Origin of the sequence: Kineobactrum salinum, from assembly GCF_010669285.1 — a bacterium.
Taxonomy (GTDB): Bacteria; Pseudomonadota; Gammaproteobacteria; order Pseudomonadales; family Halieaceae; genus Kineobactrum; species Kineobactrum salinum.
The window spans coordinates 773,722-790,034 of record NZ_CP048711.1; the positions used below are offsets into that span (position 1 = coordinate 773,722).

The following is a 16,313-nucleotide window of genomic DNA, read 5'->3' on the forward strand; positions in this document are numbered from 1 at the left end:
CAATCGCGGGCAGCAATGGCGGCAGATGGCGGGTTGTCCGGTAACCGTGAATCAAGGGCAGGCAGCAGTGGCATCGATGGCGGCATTTTGCGCCCAATACGTCCCTGGGGCAAACAGCGGAGCTCTGCTGGCCCCAAAAACAGGACGGAAAGCCGATCAATGCTTGTGGCGGCCAACAGCTTTGGTTAGTCTGCTGCCTTTATTCCGACGGCCATCAGGACGCCCGGCATGTACCGTTTCCATTCTGCTCTGCGCTGGCTGGTGGCCATCACTACCTGCTGTTCGGCAGTACCTTGCCTGCCGACAGAGGCCGAGCCGGCTCTGCCACCGGCCCGCTATTCGGCCGAAGTGGCAATTGGTGCAGAGTACGACAGCAATGTCACAGTGGACGAGCTGGATATCACCAGCAACAAGAGCGATTACGCCCTCACCCTGGACGGCAAGATAGGGGTAAAGAAGCAGTTGACCCGGGCTACGGATATCGCCATCAACTACGACTTCAGCCAGGAGTCCTACCAGGAGTATTCCCACCTCAACCGCCAGACCCATATCGTCGGCGCCAGCCTTGTCCACAGGCGCCAGCTCGTGGATACGGGACTGTCGCTGTATTATGTCAATTCGCGTCTGGATGGGGACGGCTTTCTGGAACTGTACCGCGCCTCCCCGTCCTTATCAGGTTTCATCACCAAAAAATGGTTTTCCAGAGCCGCCTATGTATGGTCAGACAAACGTATTGTCGAACGCAGTGATCGCAACGCGACCATTCAGGCCGCGGAGCTGGACGTCTACTACTTTGCCCGCGGCCTGCGCAGTTATTTCAATGCAGGCTACCGCTTCAAGCGCGAGGACGCCACGCTCACCCGCCTCGACTACCGCGCCCACGGCGGCAAATTGCGCCATGTACGCCGTATCGAGGCCGGTGCCAGGATGATCAAGCTGGAGCTTGCCTACCGCTTCGAGGACCGGGAATATTCCGGTATTACGCCCGGTATCGATGCGTCCCGCTCAGACCTGCGCCAGCGCTGGCAGGTGGACCTGGAACTGCCGCTGTCTGAACAGAGCGCGCTGCAGTTCTATACCAGTTATGGCGACTATGATTCCAATTTCATCTTCACTGACTACGAGCAGGCGGTGATCGGCACCCGCTACCGTTACCGCTGGTAATTCAGCTGCCGGCGCGCAGCAAGCCGTAGCCGTAAATCTCGTCGTGACCGGGAGCACCCAGGTCCTCGGCCTCGTCAGTCAGAACCCTGCGAATATCGCTGCCGGGGACAGGTGCCGCAACCGGGCCGCAAGGGTGGCGGCAAACGGTACCGCGAACGAGGTCCCGGAGGAAGTCGCGTAGCCGCCGCCGCTGCGGGCGTGCCGCAAGCCGACCCCGGGCGCCGCCAGATCCAGGTAGCTGCCCCGGTTCGCCAGCCGGAATACCTGGCTGCGGGCATCCACCGCCGTGACGGCTATCACCGACGCGTAGGCTGCAGGGTACATCGGCTGCGCCATGGGCCCGCCGTTTCCGGCTGCCGCCAAAATGAGCACACCCTTCGCTGAAGCGCGCTCCAACGCGGTTTCCAACAGCCGGTTGGGCGGCCCGGCCAGTGAGATATTCACCACGTCCACCCCCGCGGACATCAGCCAGTCCAGCGCGCGCACCAGACTCACGGTACTTGCGATTTCACCCCGGGCATCATCCTGTTCGAATACGGCCGCGGCATACAGCCGGGCGGCGGGTGCCAGGCCCTGGTAGGCGCCGTCATCGCCGGTCAGGATGGAGGCGATCGCAGTGCCGTGAAAACTTGGCAGAACCGCGTCTTCCCGGACAAACGCGCGGCTTTCGATATTAGCTGCCACCAATGCCTGGTGACTGGTGTCGACCTGGCTGTCGATCATTCCCAGCCGCAGTGGCAACTGTGCGGTATCCTCCGGCAACGGCATCAGGCTGCGGGGGCCGCTGCCCTCCACGCTATGCTGGATCGGCGAGCCGGCCGTGTAGAAATGATTGAGATCCACTTCCGCCCGTCCACTCCCGACCACATCGATCACGCCCTCGCGCACCTCATAGATCTCGAAACTGGAAGGCGCCTCCACTTCGGCCAGTTGCAACCCCATTCCAGGCAGGTCTGTGAGGCGATCGAACAGATAGCCTTTGTCGGCGAGCTCCTGGAAAACCTGGGGTTCTGCCATGACCAGCCACTGTTCGGTGTGAATACGGCTCTCGTCGACTTCGAGCTGACTTTCGATATCGTCGAGAATATTGTCAATCTCCGCCTCCAGCCTTTCTTCGATAGAGGTCGCCACGCCATCTTCCACCGCCGTCTCGACGGAGCCCGCCACACTTTCCTCGACCGCATCCTCGACAGAGTCTTCGACCGACTCCTCCACTGTACCGGCCACCGACTCTTCAACCGATTCTTCAACCGATTCCTCTACCGTCTCGGCCACCGATTCTTCAACCGAGTCCTCGACCGACTCTTCAACAGAATCTTCGACAGAGCCCTCGACATCGTCCTCCATGGTGGCCGCTACGGACTCTTCCACCGACTGCTCAACCGAATCCTCCACCGATTCTTCTACCGAGGATTCCACCGCGGTGCTGACGGTACTTTCGACGGCATCCTCCACCGCCGTTTCCACCGACATTTCCACCGTGGTCGCCACGGTCTCCTCGACCGACTCCTCCACACTGTCGTCGATCACATCCTGTATCGTGTCCTCGATCGAGTCTTCTATCGTTTCGCCGACACTCTGGTCTACCCGGTCCTCGACATCGTCTTCGACATCACCCTCGACGTCCTCGATGATATCGTCCTCGATAGTGTCCTCAATCTCTTCCTCAACCATGCAACACGGCACCTGGGCGCGGGCGGGCGAAACCACCAGCGGCAGGAGCAGCAACAGGGCCACGCAGACGGATCGCGCCGCCACGGACCCGCGACAGGGATACGCAGAGCGTGGAGGAGAATCGGCGCTTGCGGGAAGATCTTGCACTTTAGCCACCATTCGGGTCATGTTGCTTCATTATAGGACGAATCAGGGCGCGAATAATTCCTCTGGATGGAATAGAATCGCAGAGCTGACCGTCTTACCAATTAACAGGAATATTATGCCATCGCTGAGTCATCTACAGCGAGACGTTCTGATGGCAGAATTAGGCAATTTACGCCGGTTCTGCCTGTCTCTGAGCGGGACTGCCGCCGACGCCGACGATCTGCTGCAGGTGACAGTGGAACGGATACTGGACAAGGGAATGCCCGACGATGCCGACGCCACAAAATGGGCATATCGGGTGTGCAAGAATGCCTGGATCGATGAACTGCGGTCCCGGGAGGTGCGACAGCGCTATCCACAGCAGGTAGCCTGGAATACGGATGAGGCACCTTCCGCCGAGGACAGCGCCAGCGGTGAGCGGGCGGTAGAGGCGGTGGCAGTGGCGATGAATGCGCTGCCCGTGGACCAGCGCCTGGCACTGACCCTGGTGGCAGTGGAGGGCAAAAGCTATGCCGAGGCAGCGGCAATTCTGGAGGTTCCGGTCGGTACCATCATGAGCCGGATCGCCCGTGCCAGACAGCAACTGCTACAGACCCGGGACAACGGGAAAGGTTAACGCGCTTGGAACTGCATATGTCAAATCAGGATTTCGAACTGCTTTCCGCCTATCTCGATGGCGAGCTAGACGCTGCTGCGGTCAGGGCACTGGAACAGCGCCTGCCGCGGGAACCGTTGCTGGCCAGCAAACTGCTCCAGCTGCGGGAACTGCAGGCCTCACTGCAACTGGCGTTTGGAGACAGCGCGGACGGCGCCCGGGTACCGGTCCGGATTCGCGAGCTGTTGCAACCCCAGCCCGAGCGGATTCTGCCCCTGCCTCATCGCCACAAGCGCTGGAGCACAGGGCTTCGCTCCAGTGTGGCGATCGCGGCCTCGCTGATACTCGCGCTGGGACTGGTACTGGCACCCCAGTGGCAACAGCAGCGGCATCCCGCGGCGGACACGCTGCTGTCCGCGGCACTGGAAACCACCCCCTCGCGCGCTGCCGGCTGGGACCAGCTGGCCGATGGACGCCAGCTGCGCGGGTTGCTGAGCTTCCCCTCCCGGGATGGCAGCTGGTGCCGGGAGTATCTGCTGGCAAGCGATGCACGCACAGTGCACGGCGTGGCCTGTCGTGACGGCGGTCACTGGGAGCCCAGGGTGACGGTCGAAGAAGCTGCAATGGATAACGGCGAGTCGGTTTATCGCACGGCCAGCGCCAATGATTCAGACCCGATTGCGGATTTCATTGCGGCCGAAGCCAGTGATGTCGCGGCAGGTGCGGAGAAGGAATCAGGGCTTATTGCCAATCACTGGCAGTAAGCCCTGTCATTCAGGGCTGGGGGGCTAGCGGTCCCCTTCCCTGTGTAGAGGCATCGCGACATATTTCATTGTCTGCAGACTCCAAATGGTTGGTTAGCACCACCTGGCGATCACACAAACAAAAAGAATGCCCCGACGAAAATGGAGGCAGGCGACGGATGCCCGGCCCAAGGACTGCATTCACAGCCCCCGGACCTACCCAAACGGCACAGCGCCGCCGCCTCTAATGGTGTTTCACTCCACTTTCATGTCTTATGACGCGGCAACACCCCGGCTTATTCCAGGGAATTTCCCTTTTTCAGTGACACTTCCACAATATGTGACAAATTACTGCTCCAGGGCCAGCACCACGTCGACCATCACCTGATAACTGTTCTCCCCGACGGCAACTGGTACCGAGTCGTAGGCCTTCTCCATCGCCATTCGAGCCATCGGCATCGGCTGCTGCTGGCGGACCCGCTCCGATATCTCCAGGATCCGGCCCAGCTTGACCCCGGCGGCCTCGGCCAGGGTCCTGCCGCGGGCGAGCGCGTCACGCACTGCTTGCTGCCGCGCCTGGGTCATGGCCTCGGCCGGATCATCATTGAGGAACTGGATATTGCCGCCTTCATTGACGCCGAGACTGACCGACTCGTCCAGAACCGCTCCCAGGCGGGCAATGTCCCGCAACCGTACCGTGAGGCTGTTGCGGACCATGTAGCCGACGATGCGCGGCGGTTCCTGCACACCCGACTGGTTGCGTGGCTGGTGCTGGTAGCGGGGCTCGATGGAAAAATTCGCGGTTTGCAGGTCGCGCCCTGCGATTCCCTGGGCCCGCATTGCCGCCAGCACTTCTTTCATTGCCGCAGAATTGGCGTCCAGCGCCGCGCGGGCGCTGTCACCTTCCCGGGTCACTGTCAGGTGCAGCAACGCCATGTCGGGTTCGACACTGGCAGTGCCCTCGCCCGTGACCCGCAGACGCGGCTGGGGCTCGCTTTCGGCCGCGGCGGCTGGGTGGGACCCCGCCAGCGCGGCGAGTACCAGCAGGCCGGCGAGCGCAGTTTTCAATCCAGAAGCTTCCCGAATGATCATTCTTGTAACTCCCGCAGTTTGGGGCGCGACATTGCGCCCGGTTGTGATCCAGGCAAACGGAGGCGCTTGGCTGCACCTGTCGGTGCCATGTTGGCAGATATTGTCCTGCAGATCGCCGGCAAGCGCCAGGCTTCAGATGGGGCCGCCCCTGTTATTGAACGCTCTCAGGCGCTACACTCGGCGGCACTCAAGGAGACCGATCATGCGCTGCCATCACCTGCTGTTCGCCACCGCACTGGCCGTTTTTGGCCCACTCCCGGCCACCGCCGGAGATCGTTCCGACCTGGAGACCGCATTTGCCGCGGTTGAACCCAGGGTCATCGACTGGCGACGTGATATTCACGCCAACCCCGAGCTTTCCAACCGTGAGTTCCGCACCGCGGAGAAAGTCGCGGAGCACCTGCGCGAACTCGACCTGGACGAGGTGGCAACCGGCATTGCCCACACCGGCGTGGTGGGCACGCTGCGGGGCGGCAGACCGGGGCCGGTAATCGCCCTGCGCGCCGACATGGACGCGCTGCCAGTGCAGGAACAGACCGGGCTGCCCTTCGCCTCCCAGGCCCGCGGCGAATACCTGGGCAAGGAAGTGCCGGTAATGCACGCCTGCGGTCACGATGCCCATGTGGCGATGCTGATGGGCGCAGCGGAAGTCCTGGCACAACATCGCGAGCAGCTGGCAGGTACTGTGAAGTTCATCTTCCAGCCGGCCGAGGAAGGGCCGCCAGCCGGTGAAGAAGGCGGCGCAGCGCTGATGATCGAGGAGGGGGTCCTGGAAGGCCCCGCTGCCCCGGAGGCCATTCTCGGCCTGCACGTCTGGCCCGAAGACAGCGGCTCACTGGTCTATCGCAGCGGCAGTTTCATGGCCGCGGCGGACACTCTTGAGATCGTGATCAACGGGCGCCAGACCCACGGCTCCTCTCCCTGGCTGGGGGTGGATCCGGTCTATGTCGCCGGCCAGGTCATCAGCGCACTGCAGGGTATTCCGGGACGCCACCTGGATATTACCCGCGGTCCCGCGGTCATTACCATCGGCAGTATCCAGGGCGGTGTGCGCGGCAACATCATTCCCGATACAGTAGCCATGGCGGGCACGATTCGAACCTTCGACCTGGGCGAACGCGAGCGCCTGCACGAGCGGCTGCGGACCACCGTCAACGCCATTGCCGAGGCCAACGGCGCCACTGCCGAAGTAACAATCACCAAGGCAACCTCGGTCACCGGCAACGACCCCCAGTTGCTGCAGCAGATGATGCCGACGCTGGTGTGGGCCGCCGGCAGGGACCGTGTCCGGGAGGGCAACCTGATCACCGGCGCCGAGGATTTTTCCTACTTCCAGGAAAGGATACCCGGCCTGTTCCTGATGCTGGGCGTGGGCGACCCCGATGTGCCCCGGGAACAGCGCCCCTCCAATCACTCGCCGATGTTTGACGTCACCGAGGACGCCCTGATCACCGGGGTCCGCACCCTGGTGGGCTTCGCGCTGGACTACGCCGGCCGCACTGGCACCGCAGATGACGGCTGAGCGGACACTTCCAGTCAACCTGGTACAGGACCTGCGGGGGCTGCTGGGCGACAGTGCGGTACTGGACGCGGCGGAAACCTCGACCCGCGCCGCCGGCCTGTGGCGCAGTGACACGCTGCAGGCCGCCGCGCTGGCGCGTCCAGCCAGCACCGGAGAACTGTCCCGGGTGCTGCGCTACTGCCACGACAACGACGTCAGCGTCGTCACCCAGGGCGGCCTTACCGGGCTGGTCCACGGCGCCGATGCCGGCCCCGATCAGCTGATCGTGTCGCTGGAACGCATGCGCCAGATCGAGGCCGTCAATCCGCAACAGCGTACCGCCACGGTAGAGGCCGGCGTCATACTGCAAACGCTGCAGGACGCGGTCGACGCACACGATCTGATGTTTCCGCTGGATCTGGGCGCCCGCGGCAGCGCCACGCTGGGTGGCAACGCCGCCACCAATGCCGGTGGCAACCGGGTCATCCGCTACGGCATGATGCGGGACATGGTGCTGGGACTGGAGGCGGTACTCGCCGACGGCACCGTGGTCTCTTCGCTGAACCACCTGCTCAAGAACAATGCCGGCTATGACCTGAAACAGCTGTTTATCGGCTCCGAGGGCACTCTGGGGGTGATCACCCGGCTGGTTCTGCGGCTGCGGGAAAAACCCCTGACCCACAACATGGCGTTCGTCGCCTGCCCGGGTTTTGACCAGCTCAGCCAGTTCCTGCGCCATATGGATCGCGGCCTGGGGGCACCCTGTCGGCCTTCGAGGTGATGTGGCAGGACTTCTACCGGCTGGTCAGCACCGCGCCCGCGCGGGGCCTGCCGCCGATCCCCCAGGATTATCCGTTCTATGTTCTGGTGGAAAGCCAGGGGGCCGATCCGGAGCTGGATACGGAACGCTTCAGTCGCGTGCTGGAGGAGGCATACCACGGGGAGCTGATCGTCGACGCCGCAGTGTCCCGGTCGGAGGCCGACTGCGAACGCTTCTGGTCGCTGCGCGACGATGTCGCCCAGGTTTTCAATGGCGGGCTGCCGGTGGTGTTTGACATCTCCCTGCCGCTGGAGGAGATGGAACGCTATACCACCGATCTCGCGGCAACGTTGAAGGCGCAATTGGGCCCCCACCACTTGTGGATTTTCGGTCATCTCGGCGATGGCAACCTGCATTTGTGTGTGCAGCTGCCGGAAGCGGATTACCAGCGTCTGCGGCCACTCGTTGAGGATGCCGTCTACCAGCCACTGGCGCCATTCCGGGGTTCGGTATCGGCCGAGCACGGCATTGGTCTGGAAAAAAAGCCCTACCTCGGCATCAGCCGTTCGCCCGTTGAACTGGCGCTGATGCGCAGCCTGAAAGCCACTCTGGACCCCAAAAACATACTCAATCCCGGCAAGGTAGTGTAAAGCCGCAGGCGAAAGGAGAGCGCTTGATGACGGCCGACAAAAGCTCGGGGCCGGTTCCGGAACGGGAACTGCGGCTCGCCCTGGTGTGCTACGGCGGAGTATCACTTGCGGTCTACATGCACGGGATTACCCGGGAGATTCTCAAGCTGGTGCGCGCCTCGCGCGCCTACCACGGGGTCGCCCGGGAGGTGGCCGACACGGCAAGCTACGCGGATACCGTGGATCACCGCGGCGAGCTCGATACCGAAGCGGTGTATTTTCGCCTGCTGCAGCAAATCGGCGGCCAGCTGCGGTTGAGAGTCCTGGTCGACGTGATCGCCGGGGCTTCTGCGGGTGGCATCAATGGCATCATGCTGGCGCGGGCACTGGCCTTTGACCTGTCCCTGGACAGCCACCGCAAGCTGTGGCTGGAGCTGGCGGATGTCGACCAGTTGCTGGACCCTGAGGCTCGCGCCACCCGGCTGTCGAAAGTCTACATGCGTCCGCTGTTCTGGATGGCCGGACTGCAGCAGCGCCGGCGTGCCCGCCGCCTCGGCAACACAGTCCAGGATTCAACCGTGCTGGACAACCTGTCGCTGTTCATGCGCTCGCGCTGGTTCGAACCGCCATTTTCGGGCCCGCGCATGAGCGAGATGATGTTGGACGCGCTGGAATCCATGGGTACCGAGTCAGCCGGCGAGCAGCGCTCACTGCTACCGCAGGGGCAGCCACTGGACCTGTTTGTGACCACCACCGATTTCTGGGGCTACCCGCAAACCATTCCGCTGCACGATCCGCCCACAGTGCAGGAGCGTGAGCACCGCCATATCTTCCACTTTCACCATCAGCCCACCCGCAACGGCGAACAGGCCTCCATGCTGGGGCGTGATCAGCTGCCTTCCCTGGCGTTTGCTGCCCGCGCCACCAGCAGTTTTCCGGGCGCCTTCCCTCCCGCACGGCTGGCGGAAATCGACGACCTGCTGCGGCAGCGCGAATGCCCCTGGGAGGGCCGGGACAGCTTTATCACAACCCAGTTCAAGAGCTCGCGGCGCCACGGTGAAGACGCCGAGGACGCCGCCTTCATCGACGGCAGCGTGCTGATGAACAAGCCGGTGTCGGTAGCGCTGAACGCGGTACAGCGGCATGCAGCCCACCGCCAGACCGATCGCCGCCTGGTCTACCTCGAACCCAATCCGGAAGTGGCGCGGGAAATCGACCACGAAATTCCGGGTTTCTTCAAGACCATCGCGGGGGCCCTGTCCAACATCCCGCGGCAGCAGCCAATCCGCGACGATCTCGAGTGGATCGCGCAATTCAATGAGCAGGTCCACCTGCACCGGGAGGTGGCGGATGGGGTCCGCAGCCAGGTACTGGCCACGATGGGCTCGATCCTGGATGCCGGGTTGAGCGCGCCACCGAACGCGCGCGCCATTGCCCGCTGGCGCCGCACCGCGAATACCCGCGCCGCCGTCGATGCCGGCTATGCCTATGAAGGCTATGCGCGGCTCAAGGTACTGGGGCTGCTGGAAGAACTGGCAGAGCAGTTCCAGCACAGTGGGCGAGCCCCAGGCCCGGCGGAGGCCGTGCAATGCATGCAGGCCTGGGCGCGCAGGGAACGCATCCGGCCCATCGGCCAGGCCGCCACCAGTGCCCGTCACCAGGAAGTCGCACCCTGGGTTCGCTTCCTGCGCAACTACGATATCCGCTACCGCTTGCGCCGGGTGCTGCTGTTGATCCGCCGCAGCAATGAATTGTACACAGACCCGCTGGCCAGCGGCGTATGTGAGCTCCACGTCCATCTAGACCGGCTCAAATCACGCCTGTATGACCATGCTGAACAGCTGCGTGGGCAACTCAACGGCAGCAGCCCCGAAGTCGCTGCGGAGGAATTGCCTGCACAGGACGATCCGGTGGATGCGTTTCTGGTCCAGCTGCGTGAACGCCTCGATCTGGTGGCCTTCGACAAGGCCCTGGACGAGGAAATGGCGCAATGGTGCGGCGAGGTGGCCGACATTGCGTTGATACGGGAGATCCTCACGACCTACTTCGGGTTCGCCTACTATGACGTGCTCACCTTCCCGATGACCAGCAGCCGGGGTGTGGACGCGCTGGAGGAGATCAAGGTCGACCGCATCGCGGTGGACGATGCCAACACGCTGCGCGAGGGCGGCGCCCGGGACATCCTCAAGGGTGTCCAGTTCAGCAATTTCGGCGCGTTCTTCTCACGCCGTTTCCGCGAAAATGACTATCTCTGGGGCCGGCTCACCGCGGCCGAACGGCTGGTGGACATTGTCGGCAGCGCGGCACCGGAGGCCGTGGCAGCGGGACTCGACCTGACCGAGACCAAGAAGCAGCTGTTTCTGGCCATCCTTCGGGCGGAGGCTCCGCACCTGCAGGAGACCAGCGAACTGATTGCGGAGCTGGAAACCCGAGCCCGCGCCCTTTGAACCGACCAGCTTTCAGCTGGGGTCGGCAGCGGCAGTATACGGGATAAACCGGCCCAGCCTGCGCTCGGTTGGCTCGCCGTGAGACAGGGCAGCTTCGCCACCGATAAACACGTGTTCAACACCCTCTGCATAGAGAGTCGGCTCAGCCCAGGTGGCGCGATCGATTATCGTCTCGGGATCAAATACCACCACGTCCGCGATGGCGCCCTCGCGCAGAAGCCCACGATCGGCCAGTTTCAGATAGCGGGCTGGCAGGCCGGAAATCTTGTGCACCGCCTCCTCGAGGTCCAGCGCGCCCCATTCACGCACATAGCGGCCGAGCAATCTGGGGAAGGTGCCACGCCCACGTGGATGCTGCGGATCGACCTCCGCGCCATCGGATGAAATCATGGCCCAGGGCTGGCGCATGACAACCCGCACGTCCGCCTCCTGGATCGCACCCAGGGTCACCATCGCCCGGTCTCCCTCCTCCACAATCAGCTGGCGGTACAGCTCAAACGGGGCCAGGTCCAGCTCGGCCGCGAGCTCGGTGACCATGCGTCCTTCGTACTCCTCCTGCTCGCTGACCACGATACGCATCGACTGGTACCCCACGACATCGATCCAGCTGTAGAGGCCCTCCGGTGGCTCCTCGGTGGCAACCCTTGCCTGGGCCAGGAGATCCGGCTGCGATGCAATATCCCGCCAGTACTCACGCAGGTCCGCGGTCAACTGCTCCCGGGAGTCATCGTCCTCGCTCTCCCCGGTCATCATGCCGGCGAGTCTTTCTTTCAGGGCCGTGCCGCGCTCATCGTCCCCGGGGTAGAGCAACAATACCAGCGGCGCCGTCGCCGCACCGTCATAGGGGTACATATCGACGGTGACATTCTGGCCACGTTCCATACCGGCTTCCATCAGGCTGACGATTTCGGGGCCCTTGCCAAAGTTCGCGGCGGCCACTGCCTTGACATGTCCTGGATGGGCATCCACCCCGCGGCGTGGGCGATATCGAGACATTCCTGAAGGGAGTCCAGCAGGTTGTTTGCCGGATCTCTCACATGCGAATCATAGCGGCCACCGTAAGGCGCGGTCACCTTTGCCAACGCGATGACTTCTTCGGTGCTGGCGTAACTGCCCGGCAGGTACATCAAACCACTGGACAGGCCGAGCGCGCCTTCTTCCATGGCTGCCTTGACAATCTCCTGCATCCGCTGCAGCTCATCCTCCTCCGGAGCCCGGCTGGCCATGCCCATCACCTCCTTGCGTACAGCATTGTGGCCAATATAGGACATGAAGTTGATCCCCATGCCCCCTCCTCCCCCAGGGCGGCATAATCACGCATGCGCTGGAGACCCAGAGAGCCGTCCACACCGTACACACCGGTAGTCACGCCCTGACGCAGGAAGCCCTCAATGGACGCAGTCGCGGGATCATCCAGTGCCCAGTCGGCGTGCGAGTGCACATCGATGAAGCCGGGCGCGACCACTTTGCCACTGACATCCAGGACCTGCCGGGCCGTCGCCGGATCCAGCTCACCGGCCGCCGCTATCGCTGCAATCCGGCCACCGGACAGGGCGACGTCGGCGGTATAGCGTTGCGCGCCGCTGCCGTCTACCACTGTGCCGTTGCTCAACAACAGGTCGTACACCGGTGCGGTCGCGACTGGCTCCGCTGCCGGGGACGGATCGGAGCGCTCTGCACAGGCGACCAGACCCAACAGCAGAGTAGTCAGAACCAGACCTCGACGAATAGCAATTAACCCCATGATAGTTGCTCCCTGAACTGTTTATATTGGCCCGCCCTTCACAGGCAGGCACTTTTTGACACCGGATCACGCCATCATGACAGTGCCCTGAAACGCGCAGGATCCACTGGCTCCCGCGCGCGGCGCAACATCAGAACCTCAACCGTACCCCGCCAAAGAAGTAGCGGCCGATGACATCGTAAAGGATATTATTGGTGCCGAGATTGTTGACAAAATCGAGCGGCGCGACCGGCGGATCCTCATCAAAGACGTTATTGACCCCGGCGTACACCTGCACGTTGCCGTCCTCACCGAAGGGCACATCATAGCGGGCCGAGAGATTGACGTAATAGACATCGTCCACATCGTTGTCGTTGATGTCCTCTATGGTCTGGTTGGCCAGAAAGTCGCCGCCGCCTACGTAGCGCAACTGGGCAGTCAGCCCCAGCGGGCCCCGCTGGTAGTTGCCGGACAAATTCCAGCGCCATTTCGGTGTCGGGACGCGGCCAGCGGCGTCAGGGCCGACCACGCCGGCATCATCCTCCACGTTGACGCCATCGGGCGAAAAGGATTGTTCCTTCACGTAACTGGCCAGCCAGCGTATCGACACCGCACCGCCCAGGACATCCGGTGGCGTGTACACGGCTTCGAGATCGACACCCTCGACATTGCGCTGGGCAATATTGACCAGATTCTCCTGCACCCGGAACAGTTCGCCATCCTGCAGGGTCACCAGTTCGCAAAGGGCGCCGGTTTCGAAACAGGTATCGACGATGGTCTGTGCCGGCAGGGCGCCGATTGCATCGTCTATTTCTATCTTGTACCAGTCTGCCGACAGGCTCAGTTCCTGCAGCCAGGCGGGCTGGTACACGGCGCCGAACGTCACCGTATCGGACTGTTCGGGAGTAAGCTCGGTGTTGCCACCCTCCGGAACCTGTATCAGTTTTGACCCTCCGCCGAACGGATCGGTCAGGTTCTGGAAGAACAGGCGCGAGCTTTGAAACAGTTCGCCGATATTGGGAGCACGGATGTCGCGCGAGACAGTGCCGCGGAAAGTAAGATCGCTGTAGGGGCTGAACGTGGCGCCAAACTGCCAGGTATTCTCGCCCCCGCTGGTGCTGTAATCCGTGTACCGGGCAGCGGCGTTGACGTCAAGCCGCATGCCGTTGCCGGTTGCCAGCAGCGGGGCCCCCAATTCCAGGAAGACCTCCGACACATCGTATTCCCCTTCAAGCGGCACGACATTGGTAATGAAGTAACCTCCTTCCTCGGCAGTCTTGTCGGAGATCGTGGAGGAGCTCTCTTCTCGATATTCGGCGCCAAATGCCAGCGCCAGCGGGCCCGCAGGCAGCTCCATCAGCTCCCCGGACATGGAGCCGGCAACAACCTTCTGGCGCACGTCCCAATGCAGGGTCGCAGTGCCGTGGATGTAGTCCAGCGCCTCCTGGCTGGGAGCGCCGTCGCCGAACAGGTTCATCGGCACACAGCCCGGCGCGCCATTGGCACCACCCACATTGGCCCGGCATACGATCTCGCCGGTCGCAGGGTCACGCACTGCATCGATCGCGGCGTTGCGATTGGCCGTGATGACGTTGTTGAACTGCAACGCCCGGGCCTCCGTCTTGCCGGTTGCAGCGGAAACCTCCCAGCTCCAGTGCTCGCGGAACTCCCCCTCCAGGCCGACGAGAAAGCGCGTTGTTTCATTGGAAGTATCCGAGATGATCGGACCGTGGTCGCGGTTCGACCGGCCCATGATCAATTGGGGAATGCTGTTTTCCGCCATCACCTGTTGCACCGGCTCGGGAATGAACGGATTGTCGGCCGCAATCACATCCGGGCCACCGCCGATCAGGCTCCAGGGTAGTACGGTATCGTTCCTCGAATTAGACTTGCCCCAGGAGGCTTCCGCAAAAACGGTGATGTTTTCGGTCAGGTCGTGACTGCCGATCGCCATGAGGGATTTGCGGTCGTAGGGGGCGGAGAGACTGGCCGGGTCCCCGAAGGGGTCGCCGTCCCCGCCTACCTGGAAGGGCAGGGCCGCGAACGCGCCGGGCGCCGGAAATTCACCGATATCGTAGGGCAGCCACTCGCCGTTGGGACCGAACTGGGTCTGCGCTACCGCGGGGTGGTTGCCGAGCGCAAGCGGCAGGTAGCCACCGGCTGTGCCGAGACCCAGCACTACATTGCGGGTAATCAAGCGTGCCGGGATGCCATCGTTGGGTCCGGTGTCGAGCGGATTGCCGACGACGCCCCAGCGCTCCCTGCCCCAGTCCCTGTCGCTTTGGTCCATGACACCGGCGTGGTCCTCCATGTCACCGCCGACCACAAGATGACTGCGGCCATCCTCACTGGCAACCCCGAAGGCCAGCGACAGGAAATCGGTTTCGGCATCGCCCTCCCCCGCCTGGCCGTAACGGGTATCGACCTTGACACCCTCGAAATTCCGGTCGAGCTGCAGGTTCACAACTCCGGCGACGGCATCGGAGCCCCACTGGGCCGAGGCCCCGCCGGTGACCACTTCCACATTCTTTATCAAAGCCTGCGGTATGACGTTGAGATTGACCACGCCGGTATCGTTGGTCGGAGTGAACCGGCGCCGGTCCACCAGCACCAGGGTACGGTTGGGACCCAGCCCGCGTAGATCCAACAGGTTGGCTCCATTCAGGCTGGAAGAGAGGGTGGTTGAGGCCGGCGTCGCCGAGCCGGTAAAGGAGGGTATCTCGTTCAGGAAATCGGCGACATTCACCAGCCCCCTCGCGTCCAGCTGTTCCCGGCTGACCGTGGTCACCGGTTTGGGGGATTCAAATCCGGATTGCAGGCGGGTGGCCGCGGAGGTAACGATCACCTCCTCCAACATCATGTTCCGTTCTTCCTGGGCGAAACTGTTGGCGGCCATTAAGGCGCTGCCGACAACCGCTGCTGACACTACTGTTGCGCTGCTGGCCTGCTCCCGCAAAAACTGCGCCAAGCGGGTCGGTCTGAATGCTTTCCCCGTCATACTGCTCTCCATTGTCTTTTTTGATCTACCCTTCCCCACCGGACACATCACACCGGAGGGGCAGGATTTGGTGATGCCGGAGAAAAAGGTAGCACATGAATGTTGTTATGACAACATATCCCAAAAAATGTGCAATGGCTTTAGATACCCTGTTCGAGACGCACCCGCTCGACGTTGTTTTTCAACTTGTCCAGCAGGCGGCACAACTCCCTCTTTTCCTTGTCGGTCAGCCCGTCCGTGAACAGCTCGGCCTGCTCGATGAAAACCGGATATATGCGATCAACCAGCTTGCGCCCCTTGTTCGTCAACCAGATGTAGGGGCTGTTCTTGTGGGCATAGTTGGGAATTTTGCCCACCAGGTCCTCGCGCTCCAGCCCGGTAATGGCACGGCTGACGCTGCCCTTGTCCTGCTGAATCAGGCGTACGATGTCACTCGCGGTTGCCGGGCCGGCCTGCATCAAACAGCCCAGCACCCGCCATTCCCGGGTTTTGACCCCAAAACGCTTTACGTTGCTGACGCTGCTGCCGAAGGCCATCAGGTTGGCGGCAACCGTGATCTGGTAGCTGATGTGCGCGGGTGGGTCCATCCCTTCGGTGAGCTGCTTTTTCTTTACTTTGGGTAGTGGCGCTAGGCGCATTGTGTCTCCTCGCTGCGGACTTCGCCGCGGTCCTCATTGTCAGTTCACTGCCTTCGGTGATAGCCTGTATCGTTGTCACAACAACATGCTTGTGCTAACGTTCGCCCCGGCATGGATGGCACGCTCTTTCCGTCACATCCAGATTAACATTTAACGAACAGACAGGCATGAGCGCAAGCCAGATCGGGCTTCCTTGGCCGGG

14 protein-coding genes are annotated in these 16,313 nt (G+C 62.6%); 7 read left to right on the forward strand and 7 right to left on the reverse strand.

What is annotated here, in order from left to right:
* The first annotated feature begins 228 nt into the window (after positions 1–228).
* Complete coding sequence (locus G3T16_RS03400) at positions 229–1,164, forward strand: surface lipoprotein assembly modifier (protein WP_163493833.1); 936 nt, start codon at positions 229–231, stop codon at positions 1,162–1,164.
* Positions 1,165–1,242: 78 nt separating this feature from the next.
* Here G3T16_RS03400 and G3T16_RS03405 read toward each other — a convergent pair whose 3' ends face one another.
* The gene (locus G3T16_RS03405) at positions 1,243–2,901 is read right to left on the reverse strand and encodes a S8 family serine peptidase (protein ID WP_232059252.1); all 1,659 of its coding nucleotides are present in this window, start codon (positions 2,899–2,901) and stop codon (positions 1,243–1,245) included.
* Between the two features lie 235 nt (positions 2,902–3,136).
* Between G3T16_RS03405 and G3T16_RS03410 the strand changes: the two genes are divergently transcribed.
* The gene (locus G3T16_RS03410) at positions 3,137–3,601 is read left to right on the forward strand and encodes an RNA polymerase sigma factor (RefSeq protein ID WP_232059253.1); all 465 of its coding nucleotides are present in this window, start codon (positions 3,137–3,139) and stop codon (positions 3,599–3,601) included.
* Positions 3,602–3,618: 17 nt separating this feature from the next.
* Positions 3,619–4,344: an anti-sigma factor family protein gene (locus tag G3T16_RS03415; protein WP_163493835.1), complete on the forward strand. Its 726-nt coding sequence runs from the start codon at positions 3,619–3,621 to the stop codon at positions 4,342–4,344.
* Positions 4,345–4,671: 327 nt separating this feature from the next.
* On the opposite strand, the gene G3T16_RS03420 is transcribed toward G3T16_RS03415, so the two are convergent.
* Positions 4,672–5,415, reverse strand: coding sequence for an SIMPL domain-containing protein (locus G3T16_RS03420; protein ID WP_163493836.1), 744 nt, complete (start codon positions 5,413–5,415; stop codon positions 4,672–4,674).
* Positions 5,416–5,617: 202 nt separating this feature from the next.
* On the opposite strand from G3T16_RS03420, the gene G3T16_RS03425 reads away from it, so the two are divergent.
* Genes G3T16_RS03425 through G3T16_RS03435 form a run of 4 tightly spaced genes read left to right on the forward strand, consistent with a single transcriptional unit; the run spans position 5,618 to position 10,752 of the window.
* Positions 5,618–6,937 (forward strand): amidohydrolase, encoded by a 1,320-nt coding sequence (locus G3T16_RS03425; RefSeq protein ID WP_163493837.1) that lies wholly within the window; start codon positions 5,618–5,620, stop codon positions 6,935–6,937.
* Positions 6,927–7,697, forward strand: coding sequence for an FAD-binding oxidoreductase (locus G3T16_RS21630; RefSeq protein ID WP_232059254.1), 771 nt, complete (start codon positions 6,927–6,929; stop codon positions 7,695–7,697). The genes G3T16_RS03425 and G3T16_RS21630 overlap by 11 nt, the downstream gene beginning before the upstream one ends.
* On the forward strand, positions 7,697–8,326 hold the full coding sequence (locus tag G3T16_RS21635; RefSeq protein WP_232059436.1) for an FAD-linked oxidase C-terminal domain-containing protein: 630 nt from the start codon (positions 7,697–7,699) through the stop codon (positions 8,324–8,326). The genes G3T16_RS21630 and G3T16_RS21635 overlap by 1 nt, the downstream gene beginning before the upstream one ends.
* Before the next feature lie 26 nt (positions 8,327–8,352).
* Positions 8,353–10,752: a patatin-like protein gene (locus tag G3T16_RS03435; protein ID WP_163493838.1), complete on the forward strand. Its 2,400-nt coding sequence runs from the start codon at positions 8,353–8,355 to the stop codon at positions 10,750–10,752.
* 12 nt (positions 10,753–10,764) lie between these two features.
* Here the strand turns inward: G3T16_RS03435 and G3T16_RS03440 are convergent, their stop codons facing one another.
* The 5 genes from G3T16_RS03440 to G3T16_RS03460 all read right to left on the reverse strand — a co-directional run bounded on the left by G3T16_RS03440 (position 10,765) and on the right by G3T16_RS03460 (position 16,111).
* The gene (locus tag G3T16_RS03440; protein ID WP_163493839.1) at positions 10,765–11,691 is read right to left on the reverse strand and encodes an amidohydrolase family protein; all 927 of its coding nucleotides are present in this window, start codon (positions 11,689–11,691) and stop codon (positions 10,765–10,767) included.
* Positions 11,646–12,023, reverse strand: coding sequence for a hypothetical protein (locus tag G3T16_RS03445; RefSeq protein ID WP_163493840.1), 378 nt, complete (start codon positions 12,021–12,023; stop codon positions 11,646–11,648). The genes G3T16_RS03440 and G3T16_RS03445 overlap by 46 nt, the downstream gene beginning before the upstream one ends.
* Positions 11,984–12,496, reverse strand: a complete 513-nt coding sequence (locus tag G3T16_RS03450) for a hypothetical protein (protein WP_163493841.1) — start codon at positions 12,494–12,496, stop codon at positions 11,984–11,986. The genes G3T16_RS03445 and G3T16_RS03450 overlap by 40 nt, the downstream gene beginning before the upstream one ends.
* Positions 12,497–12,626: 130 nt before the next feature.
* Positions 12,627–15,473: a TonB-dependent receptor domain-containing protein gene (locus tag G3T16_RS03455; protein ID WP_163493842.1), complete on the reverse strand. Its 2,847-nt coding sequence runs from the start codon at positions 15,471–15,473 to the stop codon at positions 12,627–12,629.
* A 140-nt stretch (positions 15,474–15,613) separates the two neighbouring features.
* Positions 15,614–16,111 (reverse strand): MarR family winged helix-turn-helix transcriptional regulator, encoded by a 498-nt coding sequence (locus G3T16_RS03460; protein ID WP_163493843.1) that lies wholly within the window; start codon positions 16,109–16,111, stop codon positions 15,614–15,616.
* Between the last annotated feature and the right edge of the window lie 202 nt (positions 16,112–16,313).